Below are 26323 nucleotides of genomic sequence, written 5' to 3'. Positions count from 1 at the left end.
GCTCACTTGCGTATGAGCGGAAACGCTCGAAATTGGAAGCCAGCCGGTTATTTCCGACCTGGGGCAAGGCGCGTTCGAGCGACAATGCCATCAAAACAAAGGGGCGATCCCTGATTTTGGATCGCCCCTTTGGAAACCTATATTTTTGTCTGCTTACTATTCAGGACGGAAAGCAAACGTGCTATCGAAGATCATTGAAGAGTTCACACCAGTCGTGATGTAACCTACTCCGTTAAGCGCAAAACCAACACCTTTTTCACGTGCGTCTGTTGAAAGCGGATCGCGTTCGTCATTCCATGTGTCCGATGCTGGATCGTATTCGAATACAGAGCTTGAAATTGCTGATCCTGATCTTCCGCTCACGACATAACCTTTGTTTCCTAATACGAATGTTGCTGCGTTGTATTTTCTAGCGTCATACGTATAGCTGTCGTCGTCGCGATCTAGATCGGCTAATGTTCTCCATTCTGTTCCATCAAAAGAGTAGAAATCCTCTGGAAGTGATGAGCTGTTCGAGTAACCACCACCGACATAAGCTTTACCGTCGATTATGAATGAAAAAGCGAATGCTTTTTTGTATTTAAAAGGTACATTAATTTCTGTCCATGTGTCAGAGCTTGGGTCGTAACGGTAAAAGTCACTAAACTTAGCGTCTGTTTTTGTGGAACCAAGACCTACATATCCGTAACCGCCTACAGCAAATGCTACCGCGCCGTAGCGTGCATTACCTGGGAAGTCAGCAATCTTTGTCCACTGTTTTGATGAAGCGTTATATTTGTAAAAATCTTGAAGATCCTCTGTTCCAGTTGAGCCTGTTCCCACGAATCCATTTCCGTCGATCGCAAAGCCGACAGCCATTTGGCGTGCCGCGCCTGGAAAGTCTGGAATGTCAGCCCATGTTTCTCCATCAAATGCAGCACCATCGTTTACTACACCTACATTCTTTACATATCCGCCGATGACGTAGCCTTTATCATCGAGTGTGAAGCCAGCAGCCCCATTTCTAGGATCATTCTTGTATACAATCGAACGAGTCCATTCTGTGCCTACTTGCGTTTCTTCGTCATCGTCGTCTTTACTACATGAACTGAACGAGGTAAAAGCAATTGCGCTGACTAGGATTAACAATAGCCAATTCTTCTTATTCATAAGATTACTTAAATTTAGTGTACAATATATTCAATTTAATTTGTGGTTTACCATTTACTGTTGCCAGGAAAGTGGTATTAAAGCTATTCGAAAGCTCCGTCATATTGGTTGTTAGATATAGCGAACTTTCATCATAGGCACTGTTTGATTTTACATTCTTCAAGTACTGAATCAGGTTGAAGATAAACTTACCGTTGCTCCCGGTTTGCGTTCCAGGGATGTGCGGCACTTGTTGTATACTGCCAATATAAGGGTCTGTTAAATAAGAAACAGGCACACCCGTGAAATCGGCTACAAGCAGCGAGGCCGAAACGCTGTTGGGAAATATTTGATTCAATGAACGAGGCGCCGTTTCAACCACAAGCTCCGCTTTATTAATCGAAATATTCTCATCCCGCAGGAACTCTTTTAACGAAGGGAAAGACAATTTCGCTACAACCCCCGTTCCGGCTTGGATATAAGTTAACCCGCCGGTGGCCGAAGTAGCAATGCTGTTTTCTGGCGTAAGGCCCTTGAAGTCTGTTTGCGAGCGGTCGTACTCGACGTTGTTTGATGCAAAAGATTTATCGACAATAGACAGCGTTTTTGCGCCTGTTTTGCTCGTCCCGTCGGTTGCTATATAAGAGTAGCTTAGTTCTACGTTTACGGTATCGCTGAAACGCAGTACGGCCGTATTGTTCTCGTCAGGAATGAGCGCTAACCCTTTGAAGTAGTCGTAAAAGTTTTCATTGGAGACAACTTTTTGATCGCCCGCTTTTAAAAGGTCAAAAATCTCCTGACCCACATTCTTGTTTATTGGGATCTTCAAGGTGTCAAGGAGATTCATGTATGGCTGAAATGTCGCCGCGCCTATTTCTGCAGGCTCGTGAGCAAACTTTTGATCGGAGAAAAGTGACGGGCCGGTAACAAAGAAAGGTAACGCGTCGTTCTGAATTCCACCGGACAACGTTTTAAGTTCGATGTCTTCCGTTAATTTATAAACGCGAATTGTTTGTGCTTTTGTGGTATCGCCGTAAGTATATACGGGTTTTGACGCAGGTAAGCGTATATTTATAGAATCGAATACGGCAGCTTCTGGTATATCCTGGGCGAAGGAAATCAGACCTAAACGAAAATATGCGGATGATTTTACCGTTCCTAATGTATCTTGAGTCGCTTTACCGATTAGCAGCGTACCTGAGCCTGATGAAGGTAGATCGCCCATTTGTACGGTAGCCGTGCTCACCGAAAAAGAGTCTAGGAGCGCTACGTTAACATCACCTGTGGTGGAGTTGTCCAATACTACGCTCATATCTTTATCGCATGCACTGGCAAGAAAAAGGATTAAAAGTGGTACGGCAAAAAAGGTAATATTTCTCTTAAAAAGTTGATTCATATTCAATATTTGACAGGCAAAAGTAGTTAAATCGAACTGTTAATCAGTGTTATATTTTGTTAAAACTGGCTCGTTACTTATGCGATGCAAATCTACTAATTTAAATTTGTATTAATAATGTTAAAAAAGTATAAAATCCTGCTACTAATTGTAGCACTAACCGCCACTGGCATAGCACTTATTCTGGCCGTATGGCTCTACGGGAGCTATCGATCGGAACGAGAGCAATTGGTAGGTACGGCCGAACGTTCGCTGTTCAATGTGCTGCAGAACTACCACCAGAAGCAGTCCGAGGAACAGGCGAAAGCCGATACGTCGGATACAGATCATCGAAAAGGATGGCTACTTTCTTTTGTGTCGGGTGTCTATCCTTCTTTGGACCTGGAGCCTATGCGAAGGACGCTCGATAGTATACATTTGGAGAATCGGAAAAAGAATAGAATTCGTAACCGCAGGGGGCAAGGAAAGATCGCCAATGAGGTGCTACCACTGTATTTGCTGGAGAAAATCGATTTTAATGACACGGTACTCACTCAACTCGAAGAGCAGCTCGAGGCCACGCTCGTTACGGCCGGAATTACTATTAAGTTTGAGCTTTTTTCTCAGCAGATGAAAGGTGAAGAATGGCAGGCATACTTTCGGGCGAATCGTAAGGACGGCGCCATCCTCACCCGGCCAATCTTAGTTAATCCCGATAAGGATCAATTTTTATACGCTCGTTTCGACAAGCCCTGGGGGCAGGTTGTTCGACGATTGTGGGGACAGGCGCTTATTTCGCTGATACTGCTGAGCGCTTTGGTCGGTACTTTCGTGTATCTTTTTAAAACGATCCGCAAGCAGAATCAGCTCGCCGAGCAGCGTAAAGCCTTCGTTAATAATATGACCCACGAGCTTAAGACTCCCGTTTCGACGGTTATGGCCGCGGTTGAGGCAATACAGCGATTCGTCAATAGCGACGATAAAGCGCGCATGAATAAGTATTTGGACCTCTCCAAAGGAGAACTGGAACATCTTCATAATATGATTGAACGTGTGTTGCAGCTTGACGTGGATGAAAATAAAGGTATTCAACTGCTGCGTCAACCATTTGATCTGTTGACACTCGTACGTAATTGTGTTGATACGATAAAAGTAGGGACTAAAAAGACGGTCGATGTAACGCTAGAGCACGGGATGGATTCGCTGATCGTGCATGCAGATCAAGGGCACCTTAAAAATGTTGTCAACAATTTGCTGGATAACGCGATTAAATATTCGGCGGATCCGGTGGAGATCAAGGTGGGCATTTATGACAATGGTGATGAGGTAGAAATCAAGGTCCAAGATTTTGGTAAAGGCATTGCCAAAGCCCATATAAGTCTGATTTTTGATATGTTTTTCCGGGTCCCTGAAGGTAATCTGCATGAGGTGAAAGGTTTTGGATTAGGTCTAGCTTATGTGCGTCAGGTCACCCTTCAGCACGGCGGCAAGGTAAGCGTGAGCAGTGAGCTGGGTAAAGGGAGTATTTTTGTGGTGAGTATCCCTAAAATGGCCAACGGATGATAGACGTATTATATGTAGAAGACGAGCTGAGCTTGGCACTAATCGTAGCCGACAGTTTAGAGACACATGGCTTTAAAGTACGGCATAAAGAAAATGGGCAAGACGCTTTAGCTGCCTTCAAGCGGCAGAAGCCTGATATTGTGGTGCTCGATGTGATGATGCCCCTGATGGATGGGTTTACCCTGGCGGCGGAGATCCGTCGGTACGACACACGGATACCGATTCTGTTTTTGACAGCGATGACCCAAAGTGAGGATGTTGTCAAAGGGTTTCATTTGGGGGGAAATGACTATGTGCGAAAACCTTTTAAGATTGAGGAATTAATTGTGCGCATCGATGCGCTTACCAAGAAGACCCCTGCATCCCAGCAACCTCGATTTATGGAGGTTGGGCGCTATCAGCTGGATACCTTAAAATCGACGCTATCCTTTGAAGGAAGTCAAGAAAAATTATCTTTTCGGGAATCGCAACTGCTCTTGACGCTTATTAAGCATATCGATGAAGTGGTTCCACGGGAAGATATTATCAGGGCGTATTGGAGTGACGAGACCTATTTCACGGGTAGGAGTTTAGATGTATTTATCAGCCGGATTCGCAAGTATTTGTCGGGTGATGAGCGCATTAAAGTAACTAATATTCGAGGGATCGGTTATATGCTCACGGTCGACTCACATTAAATATTCGAACAAAAATAACGTATAATGAATAGATTGTTTAAAACCACTTTGTTGATCGCACTGCTGTCGTTCCCGTTCTCATTTCTGTTGGCTCAGCAAAAAGAGATGATGATTCGGATTGCAGAAATTGAAGTCTTCCCCGGGTATATTGAGGAATATAACGCATTACTGCGAGAAGAGGCCGAGGCGTCTGTTCGTCTGGAGCGGGGGGTGTTCGCTATTTTTCCAATGCGTCTGCAGGATAATCCTGCTCTGCTGCGAATTGTGGAGATATACGCCAACCAGGAGGCCTACCAGTTACATTTAAAAACAGCTCATTTTTTAAAGTATAAAAAAGGGACGCTGAAGATGGTCAAAAACCTTAAGTTGTTGGATATGCAGGCAATAGATTCCGAATCGATGTCTCGGATTTTTCAAAAAATAGGCAAATAAGCCCCATTCTATCTAGATAAACGCAAAAATGTATTCGCTCGGCAAAACATCTACAGGGAGCATAACGTTAGTATGAGTATGCTGCGGCTTATGCCGCGTTGAAATTAGTTATTCAATAAGTTTTTTATGAAGGTTTTAATAATTGTTGATATTCAAAATGATTTCTTGCCGGGCGGCGCATTAGCTGTTCCTGGGGGCGATCAGGTAATTCCATATATTAACGGCATTCAGGGAGATTATGATCTCGTGGTGGCCACCCAGGACTGGCACCCGAGTGATCATTTTAGCTTTATCTCTGGACATCCTGGACGCGAAGTTTTTGACGTGCTGAATCTTGAGGGTGGTCAAACGCAGATACTGTGGCCTGATCACTGCGTGCAGGGGAGCCTGGGAGCGCAGCTACCGGGCAGTTTAGCGCAGGAGGCTATTCATGCAATTTTTCGTAAAGGAGTGAACAAAGAGATTGACAGCTATTCGGGTTTCTTTGATAACAGGCGCCAAGCCTCCACTGGCCTTGGCGGGTATCTGACGGAAAAGGGTGCCACCCAAGTCGACGTATGCGGACTGGCGGCTGATTACTGTGTTTTCTTTACAGCGATGGATGCGCTTGAACAGGGCTTTAAAACGCGGATTCTGCTCGAGGGAACACGGGCAATCGATGATCAGGATTTTGTCCAAAAGCAAAAGCAGTTCCTGAGCGCTGGTGGCGCTTTAAGCTAAGACGCGAATGAAGTACCGTTTTACGACGGCGCTCGTTAATCCTGCGGTTTATCTGCCTGTGCGCCGGCCCCGCGCACCGTCTCGTGAACGGCCACCCCCGAAGCTGCGCAAGTCATAGCGGAAGGACAGCATGAAGTAACGCGTAAGCGTATTTGATGTCACATCAGTGATAGCAATATCGGTTACTTGGCGGTTAATATTCTGCGCCTGATTGAAGATATCAAACCCTTTAATTTCGATGCGCGCATTTTTTCGTTTTAAGATCTTGACGCCAATTGAAGCGTTCCACAACGTTGTCGTGGTCGAAGGGCCATCGAGTACCCCACTATTATAAATGTACAGCAGGTCGGAGTTAAAAACCATGCGTCCTAAAAATTCGTAAGCAAGTGTGTGCCCCAGTGTCTGCGAATAAATATTATAGGTTGAGGTCTCGGCAATCGGGTTTTTGGTGAAGGTCATATTGATCCTATAATTAATTCCCGACACGAAATTCCTATTGATGTTCGTGTATACAGACACACGTTGATTGAATCCATAGTTGTACCCATTAAGAAACTCTTGGTTTAACATCCCGAAATTTGAGCGGTAAAATAGGTTATTGCTTAGGTTTAGGTTCAGTTTCCATTTTTTGATGGGCAGACCGACACTATTATTCCAGCGCACGGACCACGCACCGTCGACGTTGATAGGTACGATGTACTGGCCCCCAGCCCCGAGCACAACGTCATCAAACAAGGTCACTGCTGTGTCGGTTAATAGCACCGAGTTTATTATTTTGTCATTGGTATAATCCAGGTTGAAGCTCGAATTGAAGTTTTGCCCCGTTGTGCGCTTGACGTCCCGATATTGCAGGCGCACGCTGTGGTTGTACTCTTGGTTCAGGTTCGGATTTCCGTTGGTAATGCGCAGCTCATTCTGGTTGTTTATATAGTCCTGCAGCTGGTCGATACTTGGTGTCCGTGTTGCCGTGTTGTAGTTTAGCTCCAGTCGCCGTTCTTTGTTAAAGTTGTAGGTCATTGTCAGTTCCGGCTGGAAGCTGCCGAAGTCCGCTTTGGTTGTTAGGTCGATCGGGAACATACGGTCGTTGTTCCGCACGCCGTGCTGGTAGTTTAAACCGACCTGTATTCGCAGGGAATCGCGTTTGTTGAATGAATAGGAAAGTCCGGCTTGGTGGTAGATATAGTCATTTCGAAATTCGTTGGATAGTCGGTCACGTAGCTCGCCGAGCTGTCCACTTTCTGCGAGCCATTCGAAGGTTTTGCGATCCGAATAGTTTTGCGTGGTGCGCAGGCTATAGTTTGCTTGCAGGCGGCTTAAGCGCGAGAGGCTTTCGGTTAATGATAACCTACCGTTGTAGCCTGTGCCGTAGCCGTCGGCCACGCTGCGATTGTTGTTGGTGTCGATGCGCGATAGAAGCGCATCTTCGTAATACTCGGTGAGTGCTAGGTTCTCCCCGAGCGCGTCGTTGGAACTTTTATTCCCTGAAAGGGCGAGCGATGCGGTACGGCCGGGTTTCTTGAAACGATACATGTAGGTCAGCTCGCCACCAAAATTGATATTTTTATTCTCGTTGTCATTAAGGCGAACCGAGGAGTTTAAAAGATCGCTTGAATTGATAAATGTGGTACTGGAGGAGCTACTTCGGTTGCTGGACTTGCTGTATGAGAATCGCGGGCGGAAGTCTAAGCGCTGTGTGGTGTCTATTTTCCACCTTACGCGAGCATTCGCTTTATGTTCCGTTTGTTCGTTGGTGCTGCTTGAAATACGCTCTTGTAACTGATTTTGGCGATTCCCTAAGATATACTCGGTGCGGGAGTCGGTATGCACATCGGTGCCGCTCGAGCGGAAATTATAATCCGCACTGATGTCCATGTTGTCATCGAGAACGGTATTGTTGTAGTTGATGGCTCCGGCATAGGTGTCCGATAGCCCGCGTTCGGTGTTGCTATTGCCGCGCCGGCGACCACCGCGCCCTTGTTCTGCGAAGTTCGTTTCATTCACATTGTTTGCCAGTACGTTTATGGCAATTTTGTTATCCCCCTCAAAGCGGTTTATAGAGCCGTTAATAGCGTATTTGTCGTCCGCATCATAGCCGGCATATCCTTTACCGAAGGTGCCTTTTCGTTTATCGGGCTTAGTGACAATGTTAATGACCTTGCTCCGCTGGCCATCGTCAAAGCCGGAGAATTTCGCTTGTTCGGATTTATCGTCGATGAGCTGGATCTTTGCTATTATCTCGGCGGGCAGGGTTTTTAGTGCAATACGGGGATCAGAGCTGAAGAACTCTTTGCCATCAACAATAATTTTCGTGACATTCTCGCCGTGTGCTTTAATGTTCCCCTCCTCATCGATCTCTACGCCAGGAATTTGGGCTACGAGCTCATCAGCGTCAGCGAGCTCACGCGTGGAGAATTTGGTGGCGTCATATTCCGTCGTGTCGCCCCGGATTGCTACGGCTGGCGTCGCGGTTATCTCGATCTCTTCGAGGGCTATTTCTGAGGGTTCTAAGGATAGTGTGGTCTTCAGGTCCGCTTCGGATAGCTGTACTACCTGTATGCGGGAATGGTACCCCAGTAAGGTCGCGCGAACTTTATAGGTTCCCGAAGGGATATTTGCAAATATGAATTCACCGGCCCGATTAGCCGTACCCGCCCGGATGACGGAGTCTTTGGCGGCAAGCAGCTGTACGGTAGCACCAGCAAGAAGACTCGAAGTTACCTTATCTTGCACCTTCCCTTCAATCGACTTCTGGCTATATGCAAGTGTGGTGAGCATACATAAAAAGACGACAATAAGGTATCTACTATTTTTTGCTGGTAACTGTTTAAACATTGCTTAGGCCCTAATTCAATTCAAAGATAAGCCGCTGTGGGGTATTTCCACCTTTGTGACAGAAATTTTGCAAAGCCGTTATTTTGCGGAAAAATGTATCTTTGTGCAAATAAGTTTTTTATAGATGAAGGAAACGACGATAAGCCGTAAAGAAAAGATAATGAAGGTTGCGCTTTCATTATTTGCTAATAAGGGCTATGTAGATACGTCGACAAAAGAAATATCGATTGAAGCGGGTGTTTCCGAGGCGCTTATATTTAAGCATTTTGGTAATAAAGATTCGCTTTTAGCCCATATTATAAAGTCCGGTTACCGGCGCGTGCTCTCTCATCATCGCGGGATGATGGTGTATAAAGAGCCCAAAGATTTTTTGCGCAACATGATCTTTTTACCAAGTAAATTGGTAGCTGAAGAACCCCTATTTTGGAAATTGCAGGAACGCCTTTGGCATAATAGCTTCTCCAAGCAGCAGCACGAACAATTTATGAAACCGGTGCAACCGATCTTGGTGAATGCATTTTCGGAGCTCGGTTATGAGAGCCCGGCGCTGGAAACACAGTTCCTATTACTTATCATTGATATGTTGTGGAAACGCGAAGCCAATGGTGACGTTGTTAATGGATTGGATTTAGCGCTGTTGCTCGAGCGGAAGTACGACTTGGCTTAGGTGCGACATCTTGCGTGTTTTGTATCAAACATGCAATAATTTTGATGTTTGTCTTTTTTTTCCGTACTTCGAATATTAGAATACAACTGAAATATGATTAAAAAACTCTTGTCCGTCGCGTTATTATTTGTGACTATATCTACGGTTACAGCGCAAAGAAAGCTAGATTTCGTGTCTTTTATTAACAATCAACACGCTTGGGTGGACTCTGTTTATAAAGCATTGACCCCTAAAGAGCGCATTGCGCAATTGTTTCTGGTTCGTGCGCATACTAACTTAGGACAAGCCTATATCGACTCGGTAGGGAAGGTTATCGAAAAGGAGCAGCTTGGAGGACTGGTAGTCTTTCAAGGCGGGCCGGTACGGCATGCGGATATGTTTAACAACTACCAAAAAAAAGCAAAAGTACCGCTGCTAATCACCTTCGATGGAGAGTGGGGATTGGGTATGCGCCTTCCAGATTCTACCGTTTCTTTCCCATATCAGATGACCCTAGGCGCGGTTCAAAGCGGTCAGCTTATTTATGACATGGGCCGCCAGGTTGCAAAGGATTTTTTGCGCATGGGTATGCACTTCAACTTTGCACCAGTTGTCGATATTAATAACAACCCGAAAAATCCCGTTATCAATTTCCGTTCTTTTGGTGACGACAAGTATAACGTAACCCTGAAAGCGAAAGCTTATATGGACGGTATGGTTTCCGGGGGTATTATCGCTTCGTTGAAACATTTTCCCGGTCATGGGGACACCGACGTGGATTCCCATTACGACCTTCCGCAGCTAAACTTTACCCGCGAGCGGTTAGATACCCTAGAGATGTATCCTTTTCGCGAGCTTATCAAAGAGGGCGCTCCAGCAGTGATGGTTGCTCATATGCATATTCCTGCCTTAGATAATACGCCTAATATTCCTTCCTCAATTTCAAAAAAGGTGGTCACCAACCTACTTCAAAAGGAGCTTGGCTTTAGTGGCCTTACGGTGACCGATGCGATGGATATGAAAGGGGTGAAGAAATTCTTTCCTAATGGCGAGGCCGATGTGATGGCTATCGAGGCCGGTGTGGACTTGCTGGAAGTATCAGAGAACAGTGGGCGTGCTATTGCGCTAATTGAAAAGGCAGTCGTTTCCGGACGAATTAAACAATCGGATATCGACAAGCGCGTTAAAAAGGTGCTTGCCGCGAAATATTGGTTGGGGTTAAATAACTATAGACCGGTAAACACGGCGGGGCTAATCAAAGATTTAAACAGTCCATCATCGCAATCGCTTGTGCAGCGCTTGGCCGACGCTGCCGTCACGGTGCTTAAATCAGATAAAAAAATAAAGTCCTTTGACAAGCGCGAGCAAACGGCCGTTGTCGCGGTAGGCGTTCCTGCAGCACAAGACTTTGAAAAAGGGCTTTCCAAGCAGCTTAGCGAATACAAAGTGTTCGTGATTACCGGAAAAGAATCCGAGGATGAGTTGAAAGATCTGCTGAAGGAAATCCGCGATCATCGTCAGATCGTTATGGCCGTGCACGACAACCGTGCCCGTCCACGTAGTACTTCTGATTTGGGCGAGGATACCCGCGCGTTCGTCAGCAAGCTTGCTGGACGTAGAACAATTTCAGTATTGTTTACCAATGCCTACGCATTGGACGACCTGTCGGTTGATCGCAGTAGCGCCATTGTTATGGCCTATCAAAACGATAGTTTTATGCAGAAAGCTGCCATTAAGGTTGTTTTGGGCCAAATTCACGCCCAAGGTAAACTGCCGGTGAATATTAACAAGCGTTTCGAAAACGGCGACGGTTTTTAAAAAGGCAAGTTTTAGCGTTCCCTAAGTACTGCTGGGAGAGTAGACCACTATGCATTCGGAAGTTTTCGGAAAAGTATAGTGGTCTATTTTTTTTGTGCGTCCGTAGAACGCTGGCACCTATAATTATTTTGATGAAGATTCTACATATTGCAGTTTAAACGATACTTTTGTAGTGTACAGTAATGCAATATGGTAAAGGAACAAATCTCTGTTTTTGACATGTTTAAGATAGGTATCGGACCTTCAAGTTCGCATACCTTGGGGCCCTGGCGTGCTGCCCAGCGGTTTGTTGAGTCACTCCGCACGAGAAACGTACTCGATAAAGTAACGGGCGTAAATATTCTGTTGTACGGATCGCTTGCCAAGACGGGCGTGGGACATGGGACAGATATAGCGGTGCTGCTTGGATTGAGCGGATGCGATCCGGTTACCTTTGATGTGGATCAAGTAACACCTCGGGTGCAGCATATTAAAGATAGCGGGCAGTTGATGCTTAGCGGCAACTACAAGATTGATTTTTCGTATAGCCAAGATCTCATGTTTTTATATCAGCAGAGCCTGCCTTTTCATCCAAATGGGATGAGCCTACAAGCTTTCTTAGCTGATGGGACGGCGGTGTCGGAAACCTATTTCTCGATTGGCGGTGGGTTTGTGGTCCAGGAGAATGATACTGAAAGTGTGCTCAGCGAGGTCGATTTGCCATTTCCGGTGGATACTGCCCAAGAGCTTATGGTTTGGTGCATGCGCACGGGATTGAAAATTTCGGAATTGGTCTTGGAAAATGAGCTCGTGTGGCGTAAAGAGGAGCAGACCAAGGCTGGCATTATGGAGATTTTTAAGGTCCTGTGCGAGTGTATTTATAAAGGTTGCCATACGCCAGGAGTGCTTCCGGGGGGATTGAATGTGGAGCGCCGCGCAAGCAAGATCAACAATCGCCTTTTAAAGGGACGCAGCTACCATGATTTCGACTCTTGGCTGGAGGCTATCCGCGCAGGCGGGAACGATTTTAATTATATATTGGACTGGGTGAGTTGCTTTGCGCTCTCGGTGAACGAGGAAAATGCTTCCTTTGGCCGGGTGGTGACTGCGCCAACGAACGGTGCTTCGGGAGTTATTCCCGCTGTTTTGCAGTACTATATTACTTTTCATAATGCCTACCAGGAGGAAAAAATCATTCAGTTTATCACGGCCGCCTCGGAGATCGGGTCGATCTTCAAAAAAGGAGCCACTATATCGGCGGCCATGGGCGGCTGTCAGGCTGAAATAGGCGTGTCCTCGGCGATGGCCGCGGCGGCGTTAACGGAATGCTTGGGAGGCTCGCAGCGGCAAGCATTGATGGCGGCAGAAATAGCGATGGAGCATCACTTAGGACTGACTTGCGACCCAATTGGTGGCCTCGTGCAAGTGCCCTGTATCGAGCGTAACACGATGGGCGCTGTAAAGGCTATCACAGCGGCACAACTGGCGTTGGGATCCAACCCAGACAAAGCGCGAGTGAGTTTAGACGCCGTGGTGAGCACGATGTGGGAGACGGCGCAAGATATGAATGTAAAATATAAAGAAACGGCGGACGGCGGGCTAGCGATCAAGGTGCCGCTAAGTTTACCTGAATGTTAATATGAAATACGCAGCGATCGCTTCGGGGAGTAACGGTAATTGTTATTATATCAGTAATGGGGATGACGCTGTTCTAGTCGATATAGGAATCAATACGAAACATGTGTTGCTCCGTATGGGTAATTTGGGTATCGATCCGTGTTCCATAAAAGCAATATTTATCACCCATGAGCATACGGATCATATTAGGGGACTCTCCGTGTTTTGTAAACGTTTCCAAATACCGATTTATATAACCGCAGGATCCTATCGCGGAACGCGGCTTCATTTACCGGAACATTTGGTGAATATCATTACGCCCGATCAGCTTGTAGAAGTGGGGAGCCTTCGTATTCAAGGAATTCCTAAGACGCACGATGCGCACGAACCGTGTAGCTTTATGGTCAGTTCCGGCGGGATAAACATTGCGGTATTAACGGACCTAGGCTGTGTCTGTGAAAATGTAAAACAGGCTATTGCCGATGCGGACATATTGATGTTAGAGTCCAATTATGATGAAGACCTGCTGATGAATGGACGTTATTCTTACTATTTGAAAAGTCGCATTTCCGGGGGCCTTGGGCATATATCCAACAAAGCAGCTTTAAAGGTATTTCTTGAGTGTCGTTCGGTAAAACTTAGACATCTTATCTTAACGCATCTATCAGGGGAAAATAATACAGTGGAAATTGTAGAACGCACTTTCGCCGCCCATTGTGATGGATTCCGGTTATCTGTAGCGACGCGGTATAAGGAGACCGCGCTTTTCCATACCGAGGAAGTTGTTTATACATCAGGGATAACACGCAGTTCGGAATCGGTTTCCATGAATTCCGGCACACAGGCTGAGATTCTATTTCCGGAGGTTCGCGAGTGAGCGTATCAGCACACTAAAAAGATGCCGTGGGTGCTTTCTGCTCTGAGGCAAAATAGACGGCTCGTAAATCTTATGGTGATGGTTCGAGCTCATCATGGCCCACAATGTTCTATAAATTTCGTTATGTTTTTCGAATTTCTGTTGTGGTGCTGATGCTAGCCTAGCGTCTTCTATTATCTACTTGTTTTGCCTTGCTCAGGTAATTCGCACCCGATCGATCGTTAATACCCACTCGGTTTTCTTGCATGCGCGGCATGCTATTTCGCTAATTCCTGCATATAAATGTTCGACATTGCCACAATGCGCGCACGCGTAAAGACCAGCAATTTCAATCTCCTTCTTTTTTTTATTAAAATCATCGGGTAATATCGGAAGCCCCGGTTTAACTTCGGACTCGGAATAAAAATAGACACTCAATTCGCCAGTATCTTCTAGAATAACGTAACGGAGTTGACCTAAATGTTCAATGTGTTGCGTTCGAAGTACGCCGAAAAACTCATCTGCACCCAAATAATCACCTCCTATTTCATTTAAACACATTTTTCCCTCCCGCAACAAATATATAGGCTCACCTTCTAGGGCATCTTCCACCTTTTCACTTCGCGCGACTGCGATAACGATTACGCGATAGAGTATAACGACAATAGTTAACACAGCCAAAGCATGCGCCACACCCACGTCCTCGTAAAACATGGCGTCTCCTGCAGACGATCCCAGGGTGATAATCATGACCATTTCAAAGATCGATAACTGCTGCACTCCCCGTTTTCCTGATAAGCGCAATACTAATACGACTGCTAAAAACATCAGCGGTGTCCTGATGAGTATCTCGAGGAAGAAGCTGTAGGGATGATCGTTAAAAAATATTCTATGCCACTCGATTTCCATTGATGAAGGTTTAGGGGTAAAGAAAGCTAGAAAATACTTCAGCTCGCGTAAGTCCCTTTATGGTTCTGTATTGCGAGCTGAAGATTTAAAATCTTGCGTGCTAACATGTGGACGTTTCGTTTTATGTGCTACCGGTATACTGTCATATCGGTGTGCTTCAAACCCTTGTCCTTTACAAAGGCAGCAAGAAATAAATATTTACGTTATGCCCCGTTAACATTTGATTCTTTCATCGCTATTTGTGTCAACAGAACATCGGTTTCTTTTTCTTCCGCTAAGGTTGCAGAAAGTAGCTCCTCTGCTTGGGTATGCTCCATTAGTTTCGCATAGGTCACTAAACAGCCATAGCTCGCAATTTCGTAGTGTTCGACCTTTTGAGCTGCAGCAATTAACGCGGCATCTGCTGCCGGATCACTCTCGAAACTTTCTATGATTTCCTCCGCTTCTTTTAGCAGTCCTTCCATCGCCTTACATTTCTTACCTCGCGCTGCAAGCCCCAACGACTCGAAAGCTTGTTTTAGGCGGTCAATGTGACTCTCGGTCTGACCATAATGTGCTTGAAAAGCATTTTTCAACTTCTCACTTTTGGCGCTAGAAGATAGTTTTTTTAAACCTTTAAGTAACTGTCTCTCGGCGCCTAAGACATCTCGTAATTCGTCAATGAATAATTCATGTAAATGCGCGTTCGGCATGTCTTGTTGTGTTTGTTTATTAGTAGCCATAACTTGTCTTTCTTGTATACTTAATGAACGATGTACAGAAAGAAAGGTTTTATAAAAAGTTATTTTTTAACGGCAGGGAGAAAGTTAGTTCTGCTCAAGAGTTGGTTGATTTTAGGAATGAGTATGATCGACGATCGTAGCTAAGGACATGTTGTTCGATAAGCTCATTAGCTATACCAACGTTATGAATGAGGAAGAAATAAATACTCGTGGATCTATCGAAACAGCCGTTCGGTGGTCTTTATTGTCTTATTTGTAGTAACTCTATTTGCCCAGTCGTACACTGGTTGTAAAGTGCTCAACCAAGAGTTAGCGGATGGTGGATTGGGTTAAGCAGATATAGGAACATCCTCCATGAACGTGGTCCGCCCAGCGGCGTTTATGGAGGATGTGTTTTCGTATCGAGCGTCCGTTATGACGCGCACGCGCACTATCTCATTGGTTAGACAGCGATCTGCGATGTTAGCGGTTCTCGTTTCCAGTTTCTATGGTGCGCAATGGACCGAGCAATGTCCGCCGCAGACGCGTTAATAAATATGGCTTTGTCTGCAGGAAACTGCTTGGCGGCAGACATTTCGTGCAACATCGTGGCGTCCCCATCAAAAGCGATTGTCTTGCAGTGCTTAATCATTTCGTTAATGAACTTAAACACTTTTCCTTGATCCTTTAGGGCGGCAATGCTCTGTTCACCCCCAGGAATATAAAGAGCGTCAAACAGCACACTTTCGGTCGTCACTATAGAAGCGGTAACGGGGTGCTCCTGACCGGTATACGAGCGGACCGAGCCACCATGTGGCGCAATTAATTTTACGAAAGCATGCTCCGCTTCCCATGCTTCTTTCTTTTTCATTAAATCTTTTTGGCTGAAGCCATCGGCGAGCAAAACAGCGATTTGGCGGGTGGCAATAGTTTCGCTCTTAAGAAATGTTTGACTAAGCGCGAACGATTTATCGAGATAGTTTTTGGCCGGACCAGGCTGTTGGCTCTTCGGATCTGCGTCCGCTCCCACGTTACGGTTTATTGGTTCGTCAATGTCCGTCGGTATGGCCAGTCCAAGTCCTTCTGCAACTTGTTGTGCCAGCTCACCACTCATCTGATTCATCAGCCACAGCATCCGAAGTTTTATCGCTTCTGTGATGCATTTCCCGAGCTCAAATGTATATGCGTCGATCATGTGCTGCTGCTCCCATGGTTTCAAGCTGCGAAAGAACATTGCTGGTTGGGAAAAATGATCGCTGAAGCTTTCGGACCGTTCCCTTATTTTAGTGCCCTCAAGGCGCTCTGCGTGACTATCGAAGCCTCCTTCAGCAATTTTGGATAAGTAGGGGCATCCGCCACCCAAAGTGTTCGGAAAATAACTCGAGCGCCCTTTGTTGATGGTCATCCGCATCTGGGCGTCACGTTGGTTGTTTTCAACAGGGCTTAGCGGTCTATTAATCGGCAGCTCATGAAAATTTGGTGTTCCTAGGCGTGATAGCTGCGTGTCGGTATAAGAAAATAGCCTGCCTTGCAGTAAAGGATCGTTTGTGAAATCGATACCTGGAACTAGATGCCCAGGGTGGAAGGCAACTTGTTCGGTTTCGGCAAAGAAGTTCTCAGGGTTTCTGTTAAGGGTCATTTTTCCTATGCGTTTGACTGGGACAAGTTCTTCGGGGATGAGTTTTGTCGCATCTAGAAGGTCAAAATCAAATTTATGTTCGTCCGCTTCAGGAATAAGTTGAAGGCCAAGTTCCCAAGAGGGATACTGTCCTTTCTCAATCGAATCCCACAAATCTCGACGGTGGAAGTCAGGATCCGCTCCATTTATTTTAACAGCTTCGTCCCAAGTTACCGAATGAACACCTAGTTGGGGTTTCCAATGAAAGCGTGCAAAATGTACTTTCCCTTTGGAATTAATTAAGCGGAATGTATGAATTCCGAAACCTTCCATCATGCGTAAGCTTCGTGGAATCCCGCGATCACTCATTGCCCACATATGGTTGTGGAGACATTCGGTGGCTAGGGAAATGAAATCGTAAAATGTGTCGTGGGCAGACGCTGCTTGTGGGATTTCATTGTTGGGTTCTGGTTTTACCGAATGTACGAGGTCCGGAAAACTCATGGCATCTTGTATGAAAAATACAGGCGTATTATTACCCACTAAATCGAAAATACCTTCTTCAGTGTAAAATTTGACGGCGAATCCGCGTATATCCCGCGCCAGGTCACCAGAGCCCCTGCTGCCAGCTACCGTGGAGAAGCGGACGAAAACGGGGGTGGTGCGAGCGGTATCTGTCAATATTCCCGCCTTGGTGTACTTACTCATGTCTTCGTATAGTTCGAAATAGCCGTGAGCTGCGCTTCCTCTGGCGTGTACGATGCGTTCAGGAATACGCTCGTGGTCGAAATGCGTTATTTTTTCACGAAGAATAAAATCTTCTAATAGGGAGGGGCCCCGTGAGCCTGCTCGCAAAGAATTTGAATCATGACTTATTTTTAAACCTTGATCTGTCGTGGCGGCGCGGCCATCACTTTTGGCGTGATTGACAGCCAAGTCCTGAATTTTTTTAGATATTGGTTTCTTTTCCATCATTTTATGTTTAGTTGTGTGTTTATAGGTGTGGTAAGAACAAGGCAGCACGCTTAAAGTTTTTTTGGTGCCCGATTTCTATACTTTTTTGTGAGCGGCTTTATGTGATTTTTGTGTTAATAGAAAAACTATTTGCTAAGCTGGGGTATTCTATTAATAAAAAGCGTTATGGAAGAAGGAAATATACCAGAACAATATCGCGGCAAGCAGTTGGATATTCAAGAGGCAAGAGGTTTTGTTTCCCAACAGGAAGCGGAAAAAGCATTTTTACGCATCAGAATGATGCTGATGGATATTAACCGTTGGGATGAAGTCGCCGGCGTAGCCTCTGCACAGTTCATTCACACAAACTATATGGGGGAGGCGATCGAACAGACCCCCAGGGAGGGGGATTTCATAAAGATCGATATTCCTGGGCCTGGAACCATTAGTGGTGAGGGCTTTGACTGGGTACGTATTACCGAGATCGATGACCAGCCGCATGAAGGATTCTTTCAGCTTACTGTTCACCCCTGTTCCGCACCGATGAGTGAGGATCGATATCAGGCATCTCATTTCTTTAAGGATTTTGCGAGCTCTAGCTTTGTCGTGAAGAAGGATGGGCCAGACGTTCATGTATATTATTATGGGCGTAATGAAGAAGTCAACCTTGCGAGTGACAACGCCATTGATAACGTGCGTAACGGACTAGTGGGCATGGGCGCTAAAATAGGCTTCTCCTACCCGCAGTGGAAGGCTTTTTTATCTGGATTATTAGAAAAGTCTGAAAACCAGTTCGATTAGCATCTTGCGCGATCCGCGCTAACAGTATGTTTTTCATGCTCGTAGAAAATAAGCCAATCTCATTCTGCATTAAATTGAAACAAAAGCCAATCGTATCATCTCTGTCTCCGGTATGTCTAATTTGTTTCCTGCTTGTTAAACTCGGGCCGATCTCGCGTGCAGCATGGCTTCGTCCCGATGGGGAGGATCGTATACAGAAAAGAGAGGTCGCCAGCTGGGAAAGGAACGTTTAGATTGTCATTCGTGCATGGTGCATTTTCAGGGGTGTAAAAAAGCGAGATTCTTTTTTAACAATCAGACTGCTTTGACTCAAATGTGATTAGCGCGAAGATAATTTTTACCGGTAATATACTTATTGCATCCACACTTGTTAAAATCGGAATTGCTGGGGAAAGCGAAAATATTTCTCCTTTCGTTAACTCGCCTATTTACAGATTTTTGCCTTCACGGCGCTGATCTGTGCTTTTGAGACGCCATATGTCGTGGCTAGCTCTTGCCAGCGCTCGAGTGCACTTTTAGTTTGAACGATTATGTGGCGTACCTCTGAGCGCCTTATTCCGCTGTTTTCTCCTAGCTTGATTAAATCTTTTGTCTGCGGACTTTTACCTTCACCGGCGACCATGGTACTTTGTTCTCCGCCTGGTCCGCTCGAGAATGTTAGATCGTAGGCCGGTGAGAGCGTCCATTGGCCAGAGCTGTCCATCAGAAAACTAAAGTTCTTTGCATGGTCGTCTCTGTTGTGCGCGAGCACGTTAAATACTGCTAAGCGGTATATTTTTTCGACTTCCTGAACATCCTTAGTAAGTGCCATTGTTAGTTCTGTTAGATCTAAATAGTCTAAAGTAGGGCTTCTAAAATCACTATGCAAGATGCCGCTAGCAGTATGCATATGCTTCCTTTTATTGCCATCGCGATCGAATCTTTTTACTCCGAAAAATCCGGGCCCATTTCCAGAGGCAAAAAGGTGTACTTCGGGCATTTCTACCCCGGCCAGTTTTGCCATGAGCGCATAAACATATTCGAGGGCCCCTGCATCGGACCCATCTTGCGTATTTGGAAATTTTATAAGCCAGGGCTCGAAATCTTCGTTGAACTCATTTGTTCCATATATAAGATCCTTTTTTTCTTTATTTACAGCGATGAGTACCTTGGGGCGTGCTCCGGCAGAAGAACCATTTAGCATAAATAGTTCTTTTAGAACCTCTTCACTGCCGCCACTTATAATTTCCATGGCATCTTGTGCTAATTGGTCAAGGCTGATTTGGCCGGTAGCTGTGGTAGGCGTGCTTCGGTCTGGTTCGTAAATTAGTGCGCCCATACCCTCACGGCCGACGTGGGTTAACCTGTCAAGGGGGGATATGCTTTTGGGTTGCACGGCGTGTGCGGTTAATAGCCGGTCAAATAATAGCCGACCCCAACCGTCAGGGAGGCTATCGTTGAAGACACCCGCCAACCCTTCGAACGGACGTTTAGGTAGCACGATTAATCCAGCCTGAAGAGGTAGCCTAAGAGGCGATATATCGATTCCAGATTCTACGAATGCTTCATCGTACTGGAAGTAAATTGTATTTTCGCGTATGGCAAGTCTTCCTACTTGCTGGACTTGGTTGCCAAAGTCAAGGCTAACGATTACTTCTTTTACGTGTTGAATCATGTTTTGTTTCCTCGTTTCTTTATTTGAGCGGTATTTTCATTCAAAACCTCATCAATAGATCGGAATTTAGGTGCGCTTGGTTTTAAGGCATCTGCTATCTCCTCTAATCCACCGACGACCGCTAATAGCTTTAAAAGCGACGCTAACGAAATAGCCCCCTTTTGTTCGAATTTCCGTAATGTGGCAAGGGGGACGCCGGAGCGTTGCGATAATCCTTGTTGAGTTAAATCGCGTATAAGTCTCCGCTCACGCACGTATTGGGCTATTTTTTTTTGAGCTTTTAATGGAGTTATAAGTGATATCATATTGTTCTTTAAGTGTTAATTTTGCATTTAACTAATACTATGGTGGTATAAAAGTAAAGATTTTAACTGAATTATCGCGTCGAAAAGTTGGATATAGAGCGGACATTCCACAAATGGTGTTTTAGGCAGGTGCGATATATGTTATAGTAACACTATAGTGGTATTTAATAATAAAAATTGTGATAACTACTATCATAGTATTAGTTATTTTTAAATGATATTTAGTGAAAAATCGTTTTGGTATTAAACCTATGTATGGTAGTCCCCGCGTCTCGTATAGTTCACAGATCCAAGTAAAATGCACTCTTTGTTTCCTCTGTGTATTTTCCGCTACCTTTTAAAGTTTATTATTTCACTACAAAATAATTATTATGCAAGAGCAACATATCCCTCTCCCCGGGTTCTGTCGTCTTTTATGAATGTTACCTGCAAATCCGCGGCAATACGGACAAAATCTGAAGAGCCAGTTAGAGTCCGCGGCGCGAAGTAACAGGCAACATAATACAGGAGCTGGAAAAAAAGCTATAAACGTACTGATGTTGTTTTGATTATGTTTGTTATTTACAATATGAAAGCACGACCAACAAGAAAAAAGATACGATGTTTATTCCGGACGCTTCTATTGTATGAACAATAATATTTAAAACTAAAAAAATGAAAAAGAAAACATTCCGTGAGAATTCGCTAAAAAGTTTACTTTTAGTAGGGCTTTTATCAGCTGGAGTAGACATAAGTGCCCAGCAACCCGAACGCGGACAAATCCCTCCACATCCGCCAAGGATGCCCGAAGAGGTTATTCCGGCATTTCCCGGAGCTTGGGGCGGGGGGATGTTTACGACAGGTGGCCGCGGAGGAAGAGTAATCCCCGTGACGAATCTCAACGATAGCGGTGAGGGTAGCTTACGTGCCGCTCTTGGCGCAAAGGGTCCGCGTATTGTTGTGTTTCGCGTCGCGGGCACGATAAAAGTGAAGGGTGATCTTAATATTGATAATCCAGACATCACCATTGCAGGGCAATCTGCTCCCGGTGATGGAATCTGCATTGCCAGTACACTGAACATAAATACCAATAATGTTATAATCCGCCACCTGCGCGTGCGTCGAGGTGTACCTGTCGGAGGGCAAGGCGATGACAATATCGGTGGTAACCCAGACCGCGACATTATTATCGACCATTGTTCTACCAGCTGGGGAATGGACGAGAATATCTCCCTTTACCGCCACATGAGACCATCGCTAGACGGAAGCACGCAAATTAAAGATCCAGCGGAGAACATCACTATTCAATGGACCATCTCTAGTGAAGCGTTGAATGCGAGGGGGCACGCGTTTGGCGGTACTTGGGGAGGGAATCCTTCTACGTTCCACCACAATCTTTTTGCCAGCAACACGGCCCGGAATCCTTCTATAGGGATGTCAGGACCATTCGATTTTCGAAATAACGTGATCTTCAACTGGGGGCACCGTTCTATGGATGGGGGCGATGAGACATCTCAAATCAACGTTATTAATAACTATTATAAGCCAGGACCGGCGACGAATGACAATATACGCAACGTGTTCGCCCGTATTGAGCAGCGTAGTATGTACTCTCCTGGTAATGCATGGAAAGAAGGAGATTGGTATCAGAAAGAGGAGAACCGTCCCGGTAAATGGTATGTAGCAGGGAACATCATGCACGATAATGCGGAGTTAACCCAGAATAATTGGGCAGGTATGCGTATCAAGGACGACGGCTCTACCGCAGAACAAGCCAAAACCATCGCGGGCGTAAATACACCCTTCGTAGGTTGGCCGGTAGCGCCGCACCATACTGCGGAAGAAGCCTTCGAAGCGGTATTGGCGAATGCCGGAGCAACTTTACCAAAAAGAGATGCGGTAGATACTCGTGTGGTGGAGATGGTGCGCACAGGAAAGCCTACAACCGAAACTGGTATTATCAAGTCCATTGAGGAAGTGGGCGGTTATCCAGAGTTGACTTACGAGGAAGCGAAGGTACCTGTCGATACTGACGGCGACGGTATGCCGGACGAATGGGAAGTGAAACACGGATTGAACCCGAATGACCCTACAGATGGCGCCAAGGACGCCGATGGCGATGGCTATACCAATGTGGAGGAATACCTGAACGGAACAAATCCAAAAGAGAAAATCGATTACCGTAACTTAGGTAATAACCTCGACACCATCAGTTAGTGCACGAAGGCAATTGCGCTGCAGTGTCCCCAAAGAGTGTTGAACTCTCTGGGGACATTTTAAACCAATCCCAAGGTATGAGAAAATCATTTTAAATATTTCATAATTATAGGCGTCCTTTAGCCTCGTTACACAGGCGGGCAATTGAAAGGAATAGTAGCCCATTCAACGGGGGCGCCCCTACTCCCGGTGCATTGATCGGTCTACGATCTGCTAGTCTAAAACTATCCACGGCTACGGATGTGAAAGGCGCCTTTTCCTTTCAGGGAATTCAAGATTGCGCGGTTACTGTCTTTATTAAATCCTTGGGGTGTGATAGCCTTTCCCAAGCACTAAGTGCCGGCGAAGCTTTATGGTGTATCAAAAGCTTCCAGCCAGCCTTACCACTGTGCATACTTCTGAAGAATATCTTAACTTGAATGAAAATCGATGGCCGTTGAAATGTTTGGTTGGTCAAGAGTGTTGTGTATTTTTTTTCTTAACTTGTTGAACGAATTGTTTGTCTATGAGAAACGCAACGATGAAAGGAATACTACTGCTACTGATATCGGTCTTGTTTATAAGCTGCCAGGCCACCAATCAAAACAATGAGGTGGCTAGGGTTAACCTTATTTTGGATACCGATATTGGGCCCGATTATGATGATGTGGGGGCGATGGCCGTGATGCATGCTTTGGCCGATAGTGGAGAAGCAAATATTATTGCAACGATCTCATCCAATATGGATGAGCATGCCGTTCCGTGTATCGAGGTAATCAATAATTATTTTAATAGGCCTGATATCCCAGTCGGCGCCACCAAAGGCAGCGGCGTATCGCTTACTACGTGGCATAAGGAACAAAAATGGCCGGTCGTGTTAACAGAAAAATACAAATACGCCACGGATAAAACCTCGGATGCGCCGGATGCGGTAGCGGTGTATCGGAAGATCCTCAGCCTAGCGGCTGATAATAGCCTAACCATTTGCTCTATTGGTTTTATGACAAACTTGCGGAACCTACTTGAATCGGGCGCAGACCAGTACAGCAATCTTAGTGGGCAGGAGTTGGTTGCCAAAAAAGTAAATCTTCTTGTAAGTATGGCAGGCGAATTTCCGCAGAGTAAAAAAGGAGAATTCAATATAAAACAGGATGCGGTCTCGGCTTCCTACGTTGCTGAACACTGGCCGACAGAAATTCTGCTGAGCGGTTTTGAGATCGGAAAAGATATTTTAACTGGGAAGCCTACTTCGGAGATGCCTGTAAGTAATAGCCCAATTAAAGAAACGTATAAGTTAAGTCTTGCCCAAGATAACCCTTACGGCCGCAACAGCTGGGATCAGACGGCTGTGCTCGTTGCCATCAAAGGGTACGAGCCGTATTATACTGCCTTGCGGGGTACACTGATAGTCGATCAAACAACGGGCGCCAACAGTTGGATACAAAATGACCAGGGTAGACACGCCTATCTTGTTAAAAAAATGCCGGACGAGCAAATAGCCTTGTTAATTGAAAAATATATGATGCATCAGCCGGTGAAAAAATAGGTAGGTTTTACTTTATCGGGCAAGCCTTCGATTCGTGATATTTTTTTCAAACACCCCCCCTTGGTTCTATAGAGCGATTATTTGGGGTTTGAACGGTGCTACTGAAGGTACGGTATCAACAGAGAAATCGTGATTATTCCCATCTGGTTAGGGTACTTTTGCACAACATATTCTTTAACTGTTCTGTTCGCATCTTTCAGATAGTTTTCTACCGTGCGAAGGCTCAGTCCCAAATTTTCGGCTACATCTTTTTTGCTGTGTCCCTCGAAGCGGCACATTCGGAATACTTCTCGTTTACGTCTGGGAAGTTCGGAAACAGCTTGATCGAGGAGCTGCATCTGCAGATCGAAGATGGTCTCTTCGGAATTGTCCTCATTATTGCTGCATAGATCGAAAGGGTATTCTTCCACCAAAATAAGCGATTCCTTTAGCTTTTTACGGATAAAATTCAACGACATATGGTAACTAACGACAAAGAGCCATCCACCCAAAGGTTTTTCAATACTCATCTTATTCCTATTTTGCCATAGCGAAGTGAATACATCCTGAAGGATCTCTGCGGACGGTTCGGGTGCCTTCACTATTTTTAAAATGTTAGCATGGACCATCTTGTGATAATGCTGATATAGACGGTTGAAGGCACGGGTGTCTCCATCTTTTAACCCCTTTATAGCTACTATTTCTTTTTCAAAGTTCTCCATAATGCACCTGTGGTACGTTCGTGTTTGAGACGAATAAAACGCAACAAAATTATTGAATTAAAGTGGTGGTTAGGGGTAAATTAACATTAACAAATTATGATCAAACCCGCTTTGTCTGGTTATAATTTATTTACAATTTGTTAATATAAAAACTAGGGCGATATCGGCAGGCTCCGCGTATTTAATTACGATGAATGAGACCTTAAGTAGATTGATCCGGTTATTTTGGCAAGGGAAGCTCTCCAAGAAAGCGCGCAGGGACCTGCTCTCGGAGCTAAACGCGAATAGGAGCAAACTACGCGAAGAAATGCAGCAGGGCTTTGGTGAAATTCAGAACGATGAAGAGCTCCATCGTGACGAGGATTACGAGCGTTACTGGCGTAGTATTCTTGAGCAAACAGGACAAACGGAAGTTGTAGTTCGGCATATTACGCCCTGGTGGCAAAAATGTGCCGTCGCGGTATGTTTGGTCTTTGTGGCGGGGCTTACCTACCTGCTCATGCCGGAGAAGGCGGGCGAGAAACGGGTTGTTTCTAGTACGCCCGATCCTGGAGTTTTGTACGATACCCTATATCTGCGTAACGAAGGCCAAGAGAAAAAAGAGTTTAAACTGATGGATGGTTCGGTCGTGACATTGCGTGCAGGAAGTTATATCGCTTATGATGAGCGTTACGGGAAGCAGGGACGTCATCTCGCGCTAAGTGGTGAGGCTGCGTTCAGTGTGGCGCATGATTCGCTGCAGCCATTCGTGGTGAAAGCGCACGGTTATACGACAACAGCGCTCGGAACCTCATTTATCGTTAACGCGCGGGGCGCCGAAAGGATAACGGTTCGTCTATTGACCGGTAAGGTAGTCGTGAAATCTACGCCCCAAGCGCGGTATGCCATCGCGGATCAAAACTTATTTCCTGGAGACGAGCTGGCCATACAACTACACCAATCGGAATTAAAGAAAAGCACTTTTGAGAACAAAACACCGAAGGTTAAGGGATCGGTGGCCAAAGCAACGGCCAGCGAAGAGGAAGGAAGTCTGCATTTCGAGGAGGCATCGTTGGACGAAGTACTCCGACGAATTTCGGCGAAAAGAGGGACAAAGTTTGACGTAGCGGGCGTCAAGGTCAGGGACCTTTATTTCACGGGGGAGTTTTCTGCACAAGATGACCTAAAAACCATTCTGGATATTATCAGTGTGACCAATGGTGTGCAGTATGAAATACGGAGCGATGATTCGGTGAAAATCCGTCGTGCGCGAGGGCAGTAAAAATGGACGAATAAGTAATGAAACTAAATTAATAAGTTGATTAAAACTGATCTTT

General features: G+C 45.5%; 21 protein-coding genes. 12 read left to right on the top strand and 9 right to left on the bottom strand.

Annotated elements, in window-relative coordinates; genetic code table 11:
* Positions 1–156: 156 nt before the first annotated feature.
* Together FM107_RS02035 and FM107_RS02030 are read right to left on the bottom strand one after the other, a co-directional pair.
* Positions 157–1149, bottom strand: coding sequence for a hypothetical protein (locus tag FM107_RS02035; RefSeq protein ID WP_086946846.1), 993 nt, complete (start codon positions 1147–1149; stop codon positions 157–159).
* Between the two features lie 4 nt (positions 1150–1153).
* Positions 1154–2524, bottom strand: coding sequence for a DUF4270 family protein (locus FM107_RS02030; protein WP_086946845.1), 1371 nt, complete (start codon positions 2522–2524; stop codon positions 1154–1156).
* Positions 2525–2641: 117 nt separating this feature from the next.
* Between FM107_RS02030 and FM107_RS02025 the strand changes: the two genes are divergently transcribed.
* From FM107_RS02025 to pncA, 4 genes are all read left to right on the top strand, one after another.
* Entirely contained in the window at positions 2642–4066 is a 1425-nt protein-coding gene (locus FM107_RS02025) for a cell wall metabolism sensor histidine kinase WalK (RefSeq protein WP_086946844.1), read from the top strand.
* Complete coding sequence (locus FM107_RS02020) at positions 4063–4743, top strand: response regulator transcription factor (RefSeq protein WP_086946843.1); 681 nt, start codon at positions 4063–4065, stop codon at positions 4741–4743. The genes FM107_RS02025 and FM107_RS02020 overlap by 4 nt, the downstream gene beginning before the upstream one ends.
* Before the next feature lie 24 nt (positions 4744–4767).
* Positions 4768–5175, top strand: a complete 408-nt coding sequence (locus FM107_RS02015) for a putative quinol monooxygenase (protein ID WP_218778899.1) — start codon at positions 4768–4770, stop codon at positions 5173–5175.
* A gap of 126 nt (positions 5176–5301) precedes the next feature.
* A complete protein-coding gene (pncA, locus tag FM107_RS02010; RefSeq protein ID WP_086946842.1) occupies positions 5302–5895 on the top strand; it encodes a bifunctional nicotinamidase/pyrazinamidase in 594 nt (197 codons plus the stop codon).
* Positions 5896–5943: 48 nt separating this feature from the next.
* Here the strand turns inward: pncA and FM107_RS02005 are convergent, their stop codons facing one another.
* Complete coding sequence (locus FM107_RS02005; protein WP_086946841.1) at positions 5944–8727, bottom strand: outer membrane beta-barrel protein; 2784 nt, start codon at positions 8725–8727, stop codon at positions 5944–5946.
* A gap of 124 nt (positions 8728–8851) precedes the next feature.
* Between FM107_RS02005 and FM107_RS02000 the strand changes: the two genes are divergently transcribed.
* From FM107_RS02000 to FM107_RS01985, 4 genes are all read left to right on the top strand, one after another.
* Positions 8852–9394: a TetR/AcrR family transcriptional regulator gene (locus FM107_RS02000; RefSeq protein ID WP_086946840.1), complete on the top strand. Its 543-nt coding sequence runs from the start codon at positions 8852–8854 to the stop codon at positions 9392–9394.
* Positions 9395–9487: 93 nt separating this feature from the next.
* Positions 9488–11191, top strand: coding sequence for a glycoside hydrolase family 3 protein (locus FM107_RS01995; protein ID WP_086946839.1), 1704 nt, complete (start codon positions 9488–9490; stop codon positions 11189–11191).
* Positions 11192–11380: 189 nt separating this feature from the next.
* Positions 11381–12808: an L-serine ammonia-lyase gene (locus FM107_RS01990; protein ID WP_086946838.1), complete on the top strand. Its 1428-nt coding sequence runs from the start codon at positions 11381–11383 to the stop codon at positions 12806–12808.
* Position 12809: 1 nt separating this feature from the next.
* Entirely contained in the window at positions 12810–13664 is an 855-nt protein-coding gene (locus FM107_RS01985) for an MBL fold metallo-hydrolase (protein ID WP_086946837.1), read from the top strand.
* A 195-nt stretch (positions 13665–13859) separates the two neighbouring features.
* On the opposite strand, the gene FM107_RS01980 is transcribed toward FM107_RS01985, so the two are convergent.
* From FM107_RS01980 to FM107_RS01970, 3 genes are all read right to left on the bottom strand, one after another.
* Entirely contained in the window at positions 13860–14552 is a 693-nt protein-coding gene (locus FM107_RS01980) for a DUF421 domain-containing protein (protein WP_086946836.1), read from the bottom strand.
* Positions 14553–14755: 203 nt separating this feature from the next.
* The gene (locus tag FM107_RS01975; RefSeq protein ID WP_086946835.1) at positions 14756–15274 is read right to left on the bottom strand and encodes a ferritin-like domain-containing protein; all 519 of its coding nucleotides are present in this window, start codon (positions 15272–15274) and stop codon (positions 14756–14758) included.
* 442 nt (positions 15275–15716) lie between these two features.
* Complete coding sequence (locus FM107_RS01970; RefSeq protein WP_086946834.1) at positions 15717–17846, bottom strand: catalase; 2130 nt, start codon at positions 17844–17846, stop codon at positions 15717–15719.
* A 165-nt stretch (positions 17847–18011) separates the two neighbouring features.
* On the opposite strand from FM107_RS01970, the gene FM107_RS01965 reads away from it, so the two are divergent.
* Complete coding sequence (locus FM107_RS01965) at positions 18012–18626, top strand: hypothetical protein (RefSeq protein ID WP_086946833.1); 615 nt, start codon at positions 18012–18014, stop codon at positions 18624–18626.
* 424 nt (positions 18627–19050) lie between these two features.
* Here FM107_RS01965 and FM107_RS01960 read toward each other — a convergent pair whose 3' ends face one another.
* Positions 19051–20280, bottom strand: coding sequence for a type II toxin-antitoxin system HipA family toxin (locus tag FM107_RS01960; protein WP_086946832.1), 1230 nt, complete (start codon positions 20278–20280; stop codon positions 19051–19053).
* Positions 20277–20585, bottom strand: coding sequence for a helix-turn-helix domain-containing protein (locus tag FM107_RS01955; protein WP_179204378.1), 309 nt, complete (start codon positions 20583–20585; stop codon positions 20277–20279). Before FM107_RS01955 ends, FM107_RS01960 begins: the two co-directional genes overlap by 4 nt.
* Before the next feature lie 654 nt (positions 20586–21239).
* Here FM107_RS01955 and FM107_RS01950 point away from each other — a divergent pair.
* Positions 21240–22781 carry a hypothetical protein gene (locus FM107_RS01950; RefSeq protein WP_086946831.1) on the top strand — a complete coding sequence of 514 codons (1542 nt, stop codon included), beginning with the start codon at positions 21240–21242 and terminating at the stop codon, positions 22779–22781.
* A 520-nt stretch (positions 22782–23301) separates the two neighbouring features.
* A complete protein-coding gene (locus tag FM107_RS01945) occupies positions 23302–24306 on the top strand; it encodes a nucleoside hydrolase (RefSeq protein WP_086947188.1) in 1005 nt (334 codons plus the stop codon).
* Positions 24307–24404: 98 nt separating this feature from the next.
* On the opposite strand, the gene FM107_RS01940 is transcribed toward FM107_RS01945, so the two are convergent.
* Entirely contained in the window at positions 24405–25007 is a 603-nt protein-coding gene (locus FM107_RS01940; protein WP_086946830.1) for a sigma-70 family RNA polymerase sigma factor, read from the bottom strand.
* 190 nt (positions 25008–25197) lie between these two features.
* On the opposite strand from FM107_RS01940, the gene FM107_RS01935 reads away from it, so the two are divergent.
* Positions 25198–26268 carry a FecR family protein gene (locus FM107_RS01935; protein ID WP_086946829.1) on the top strand — a complete coding sequence of 357 codons (1071 nt, stop codon included), beginning with the start codon at positions 25198–25200 and terminating at the stop codon, positions 26266–26268.
* Positions 26269–26323 lie beyond the last annotated feature (55 nt).

Origin of the sequence: Sphingobacterium sp. JB170, from assembly GCF_900163865.1 — a bacterium.
Classification (GTDB): Bacteria; Bacteroidota; Bacteroidia; order Sphingobacteriales; family Sphingobacteriaceae; genus Sphingobacterium.
Note: the sequence above shows the minus strand (reverse complement) of the source record. Positions and strands in the feature narration are given on the sequence as shown.

Bases quoted from the DNA above. Each gene is read 5' to 3' on its own strand.
- FM107_RS02035 (WP_086946846.1), bottom strand. From the start codon at position 1,149: ATGAATAAGAAGAATTGGCTATTGTTAATCCTAGTCAGCGCAATTGCT.
- FM107_RS02030 (WP_086946845.1), bottom strand. From the start codon at position 2,524: ATGAATCAACTTTTTAAGAGAAATATTACCTTTTTTGCCGTACCACTT.
- FM107_RS02025 (WP_086946844.1), top strand. From the start codon at position 2,642: ATGTTAAAAAAGTATAAAATCCTGCTACTAATTGTAGCACTAACCGCC.
- FM107_RS02020 (WP_086946843.1), top strand. From the start codon at position 4,063: ATGATAGACGTATTATATGTAGAAGACGAGCTGAGCTTGGCACTAATC.
- FM107_RS02015 (WP_218778899.1), top strand. From the start codon at position 4,768: ATGAATAGATTGTTTAAAACCACTTTGTTGATCGCACTGCTGTCGTTC.
- pncA (WP_086946842.1), top strand. From the start codon at position 5,302: ATGAAGGTTTTAATAATTGTTGATATTCAAAATGATTTCTTGCCGGGC.
- FM107_RS02005 (WP_086946841.1), bottom strand. From the start codon at position 8,727: ATGTTTAAACAGTTACCAGCAAAAAATAGTAGATACCTTATTGTCGTC.
- FM107_RS02000 (WP_086946840.1), top strand. From the start codon at position 8,852: ATGAAGGAAACGACGATAAGCCGTAAAGAAAAGATAATGAAGGTTGCG.
- FM107_RS01995 (WP_086946839.1), top strand. From the start codon at position 9,488: ATGATTAAAAAACTCTTGTCCGTCGCGTTATTATTTGTGACTATATCT.
- FM107_RS01990 (WP_086946838.1), top strand. From the start codon at position 11,381: ATGGTAAAGGAACAAATCTCTGTTTTTGACATGTTTAAGATAGGTATC.
- FM107_RS01985 (WP_086946837.1), top strand. From the start codon at position 12,810: ATGAAATACGCAGCGATCGCTTCGGGGAGTAACGGTAATTGTTATTAT.
- FM107_RS01980 (WP_086946836.1), bottom strand. From the start codon at position 14,552: ATGGAAATCGAGTGGCATAGAATATTTTTTAACGATCATCCCTACAGC.
- FM107_RS01975 (WP_086946835.1), bottom strand. From the start codon at position 15,274: ATGGCTACTAATAAACAAACACAACAAGACATGCCGAACGCGCATTTA.
- FM107_RS01970 (WP_086946834.1), bottom strand. From the start codon at position 17,846: ATGATGGAAAAGAAACCAATATCTAAAAAAATTCAGGACTTGGCTGTC.
- FM107_RS01965 (WP_086946833.1), top strand. From the start codon at position 18,012: ATGGAAGAAGGAAATATACCAGAACAATATCGCGGCAAGCAGTTGGAT.
- FM107_RS01960 (WP_086946832.1), bottom strand. From the start codon at position 20,280: ATGATTCAACACGTAAAAGAAGTAATCGTTAGCCTTGACTTTGGCAAC.
- FM107_RS01955 (WP_179204378.1), bottom strand. From the start codon at position 20,585: ATGATATCACTTATAACTCCATTAAAAGCTCAAAAAAAAATAGCCCAA.
- FM107_RS01950 (WP_086946831.1), top strand. From the start codon at position 21,240: ATGAAAAAGAAAACATTCCGTGAGAATTCGCTAAAAAGTTTACTTTTA.
- FM107_RS01945 (WP_086947188.1), top strand. From the start codon at position 23,302: ATGAAAGGAATACTACTGCTACTGATATCGGTCTTGTTTATAAGCTGC.
- FM107_RS01940 (WP_086946830.1), bottom strand. From the start codon at position 25,007: ATGGAGAACTTTGAAAAAGAAATAGTAGCTATAAAGGGGTTAAAAGAT.
- FM107_RS01935 (WP_086946829.1), top strand. From the start codon at position 25,198: ATGAATGAGACCTTAAGTAGATTGATCCGGTTATTTTGGCAAGGGAAG.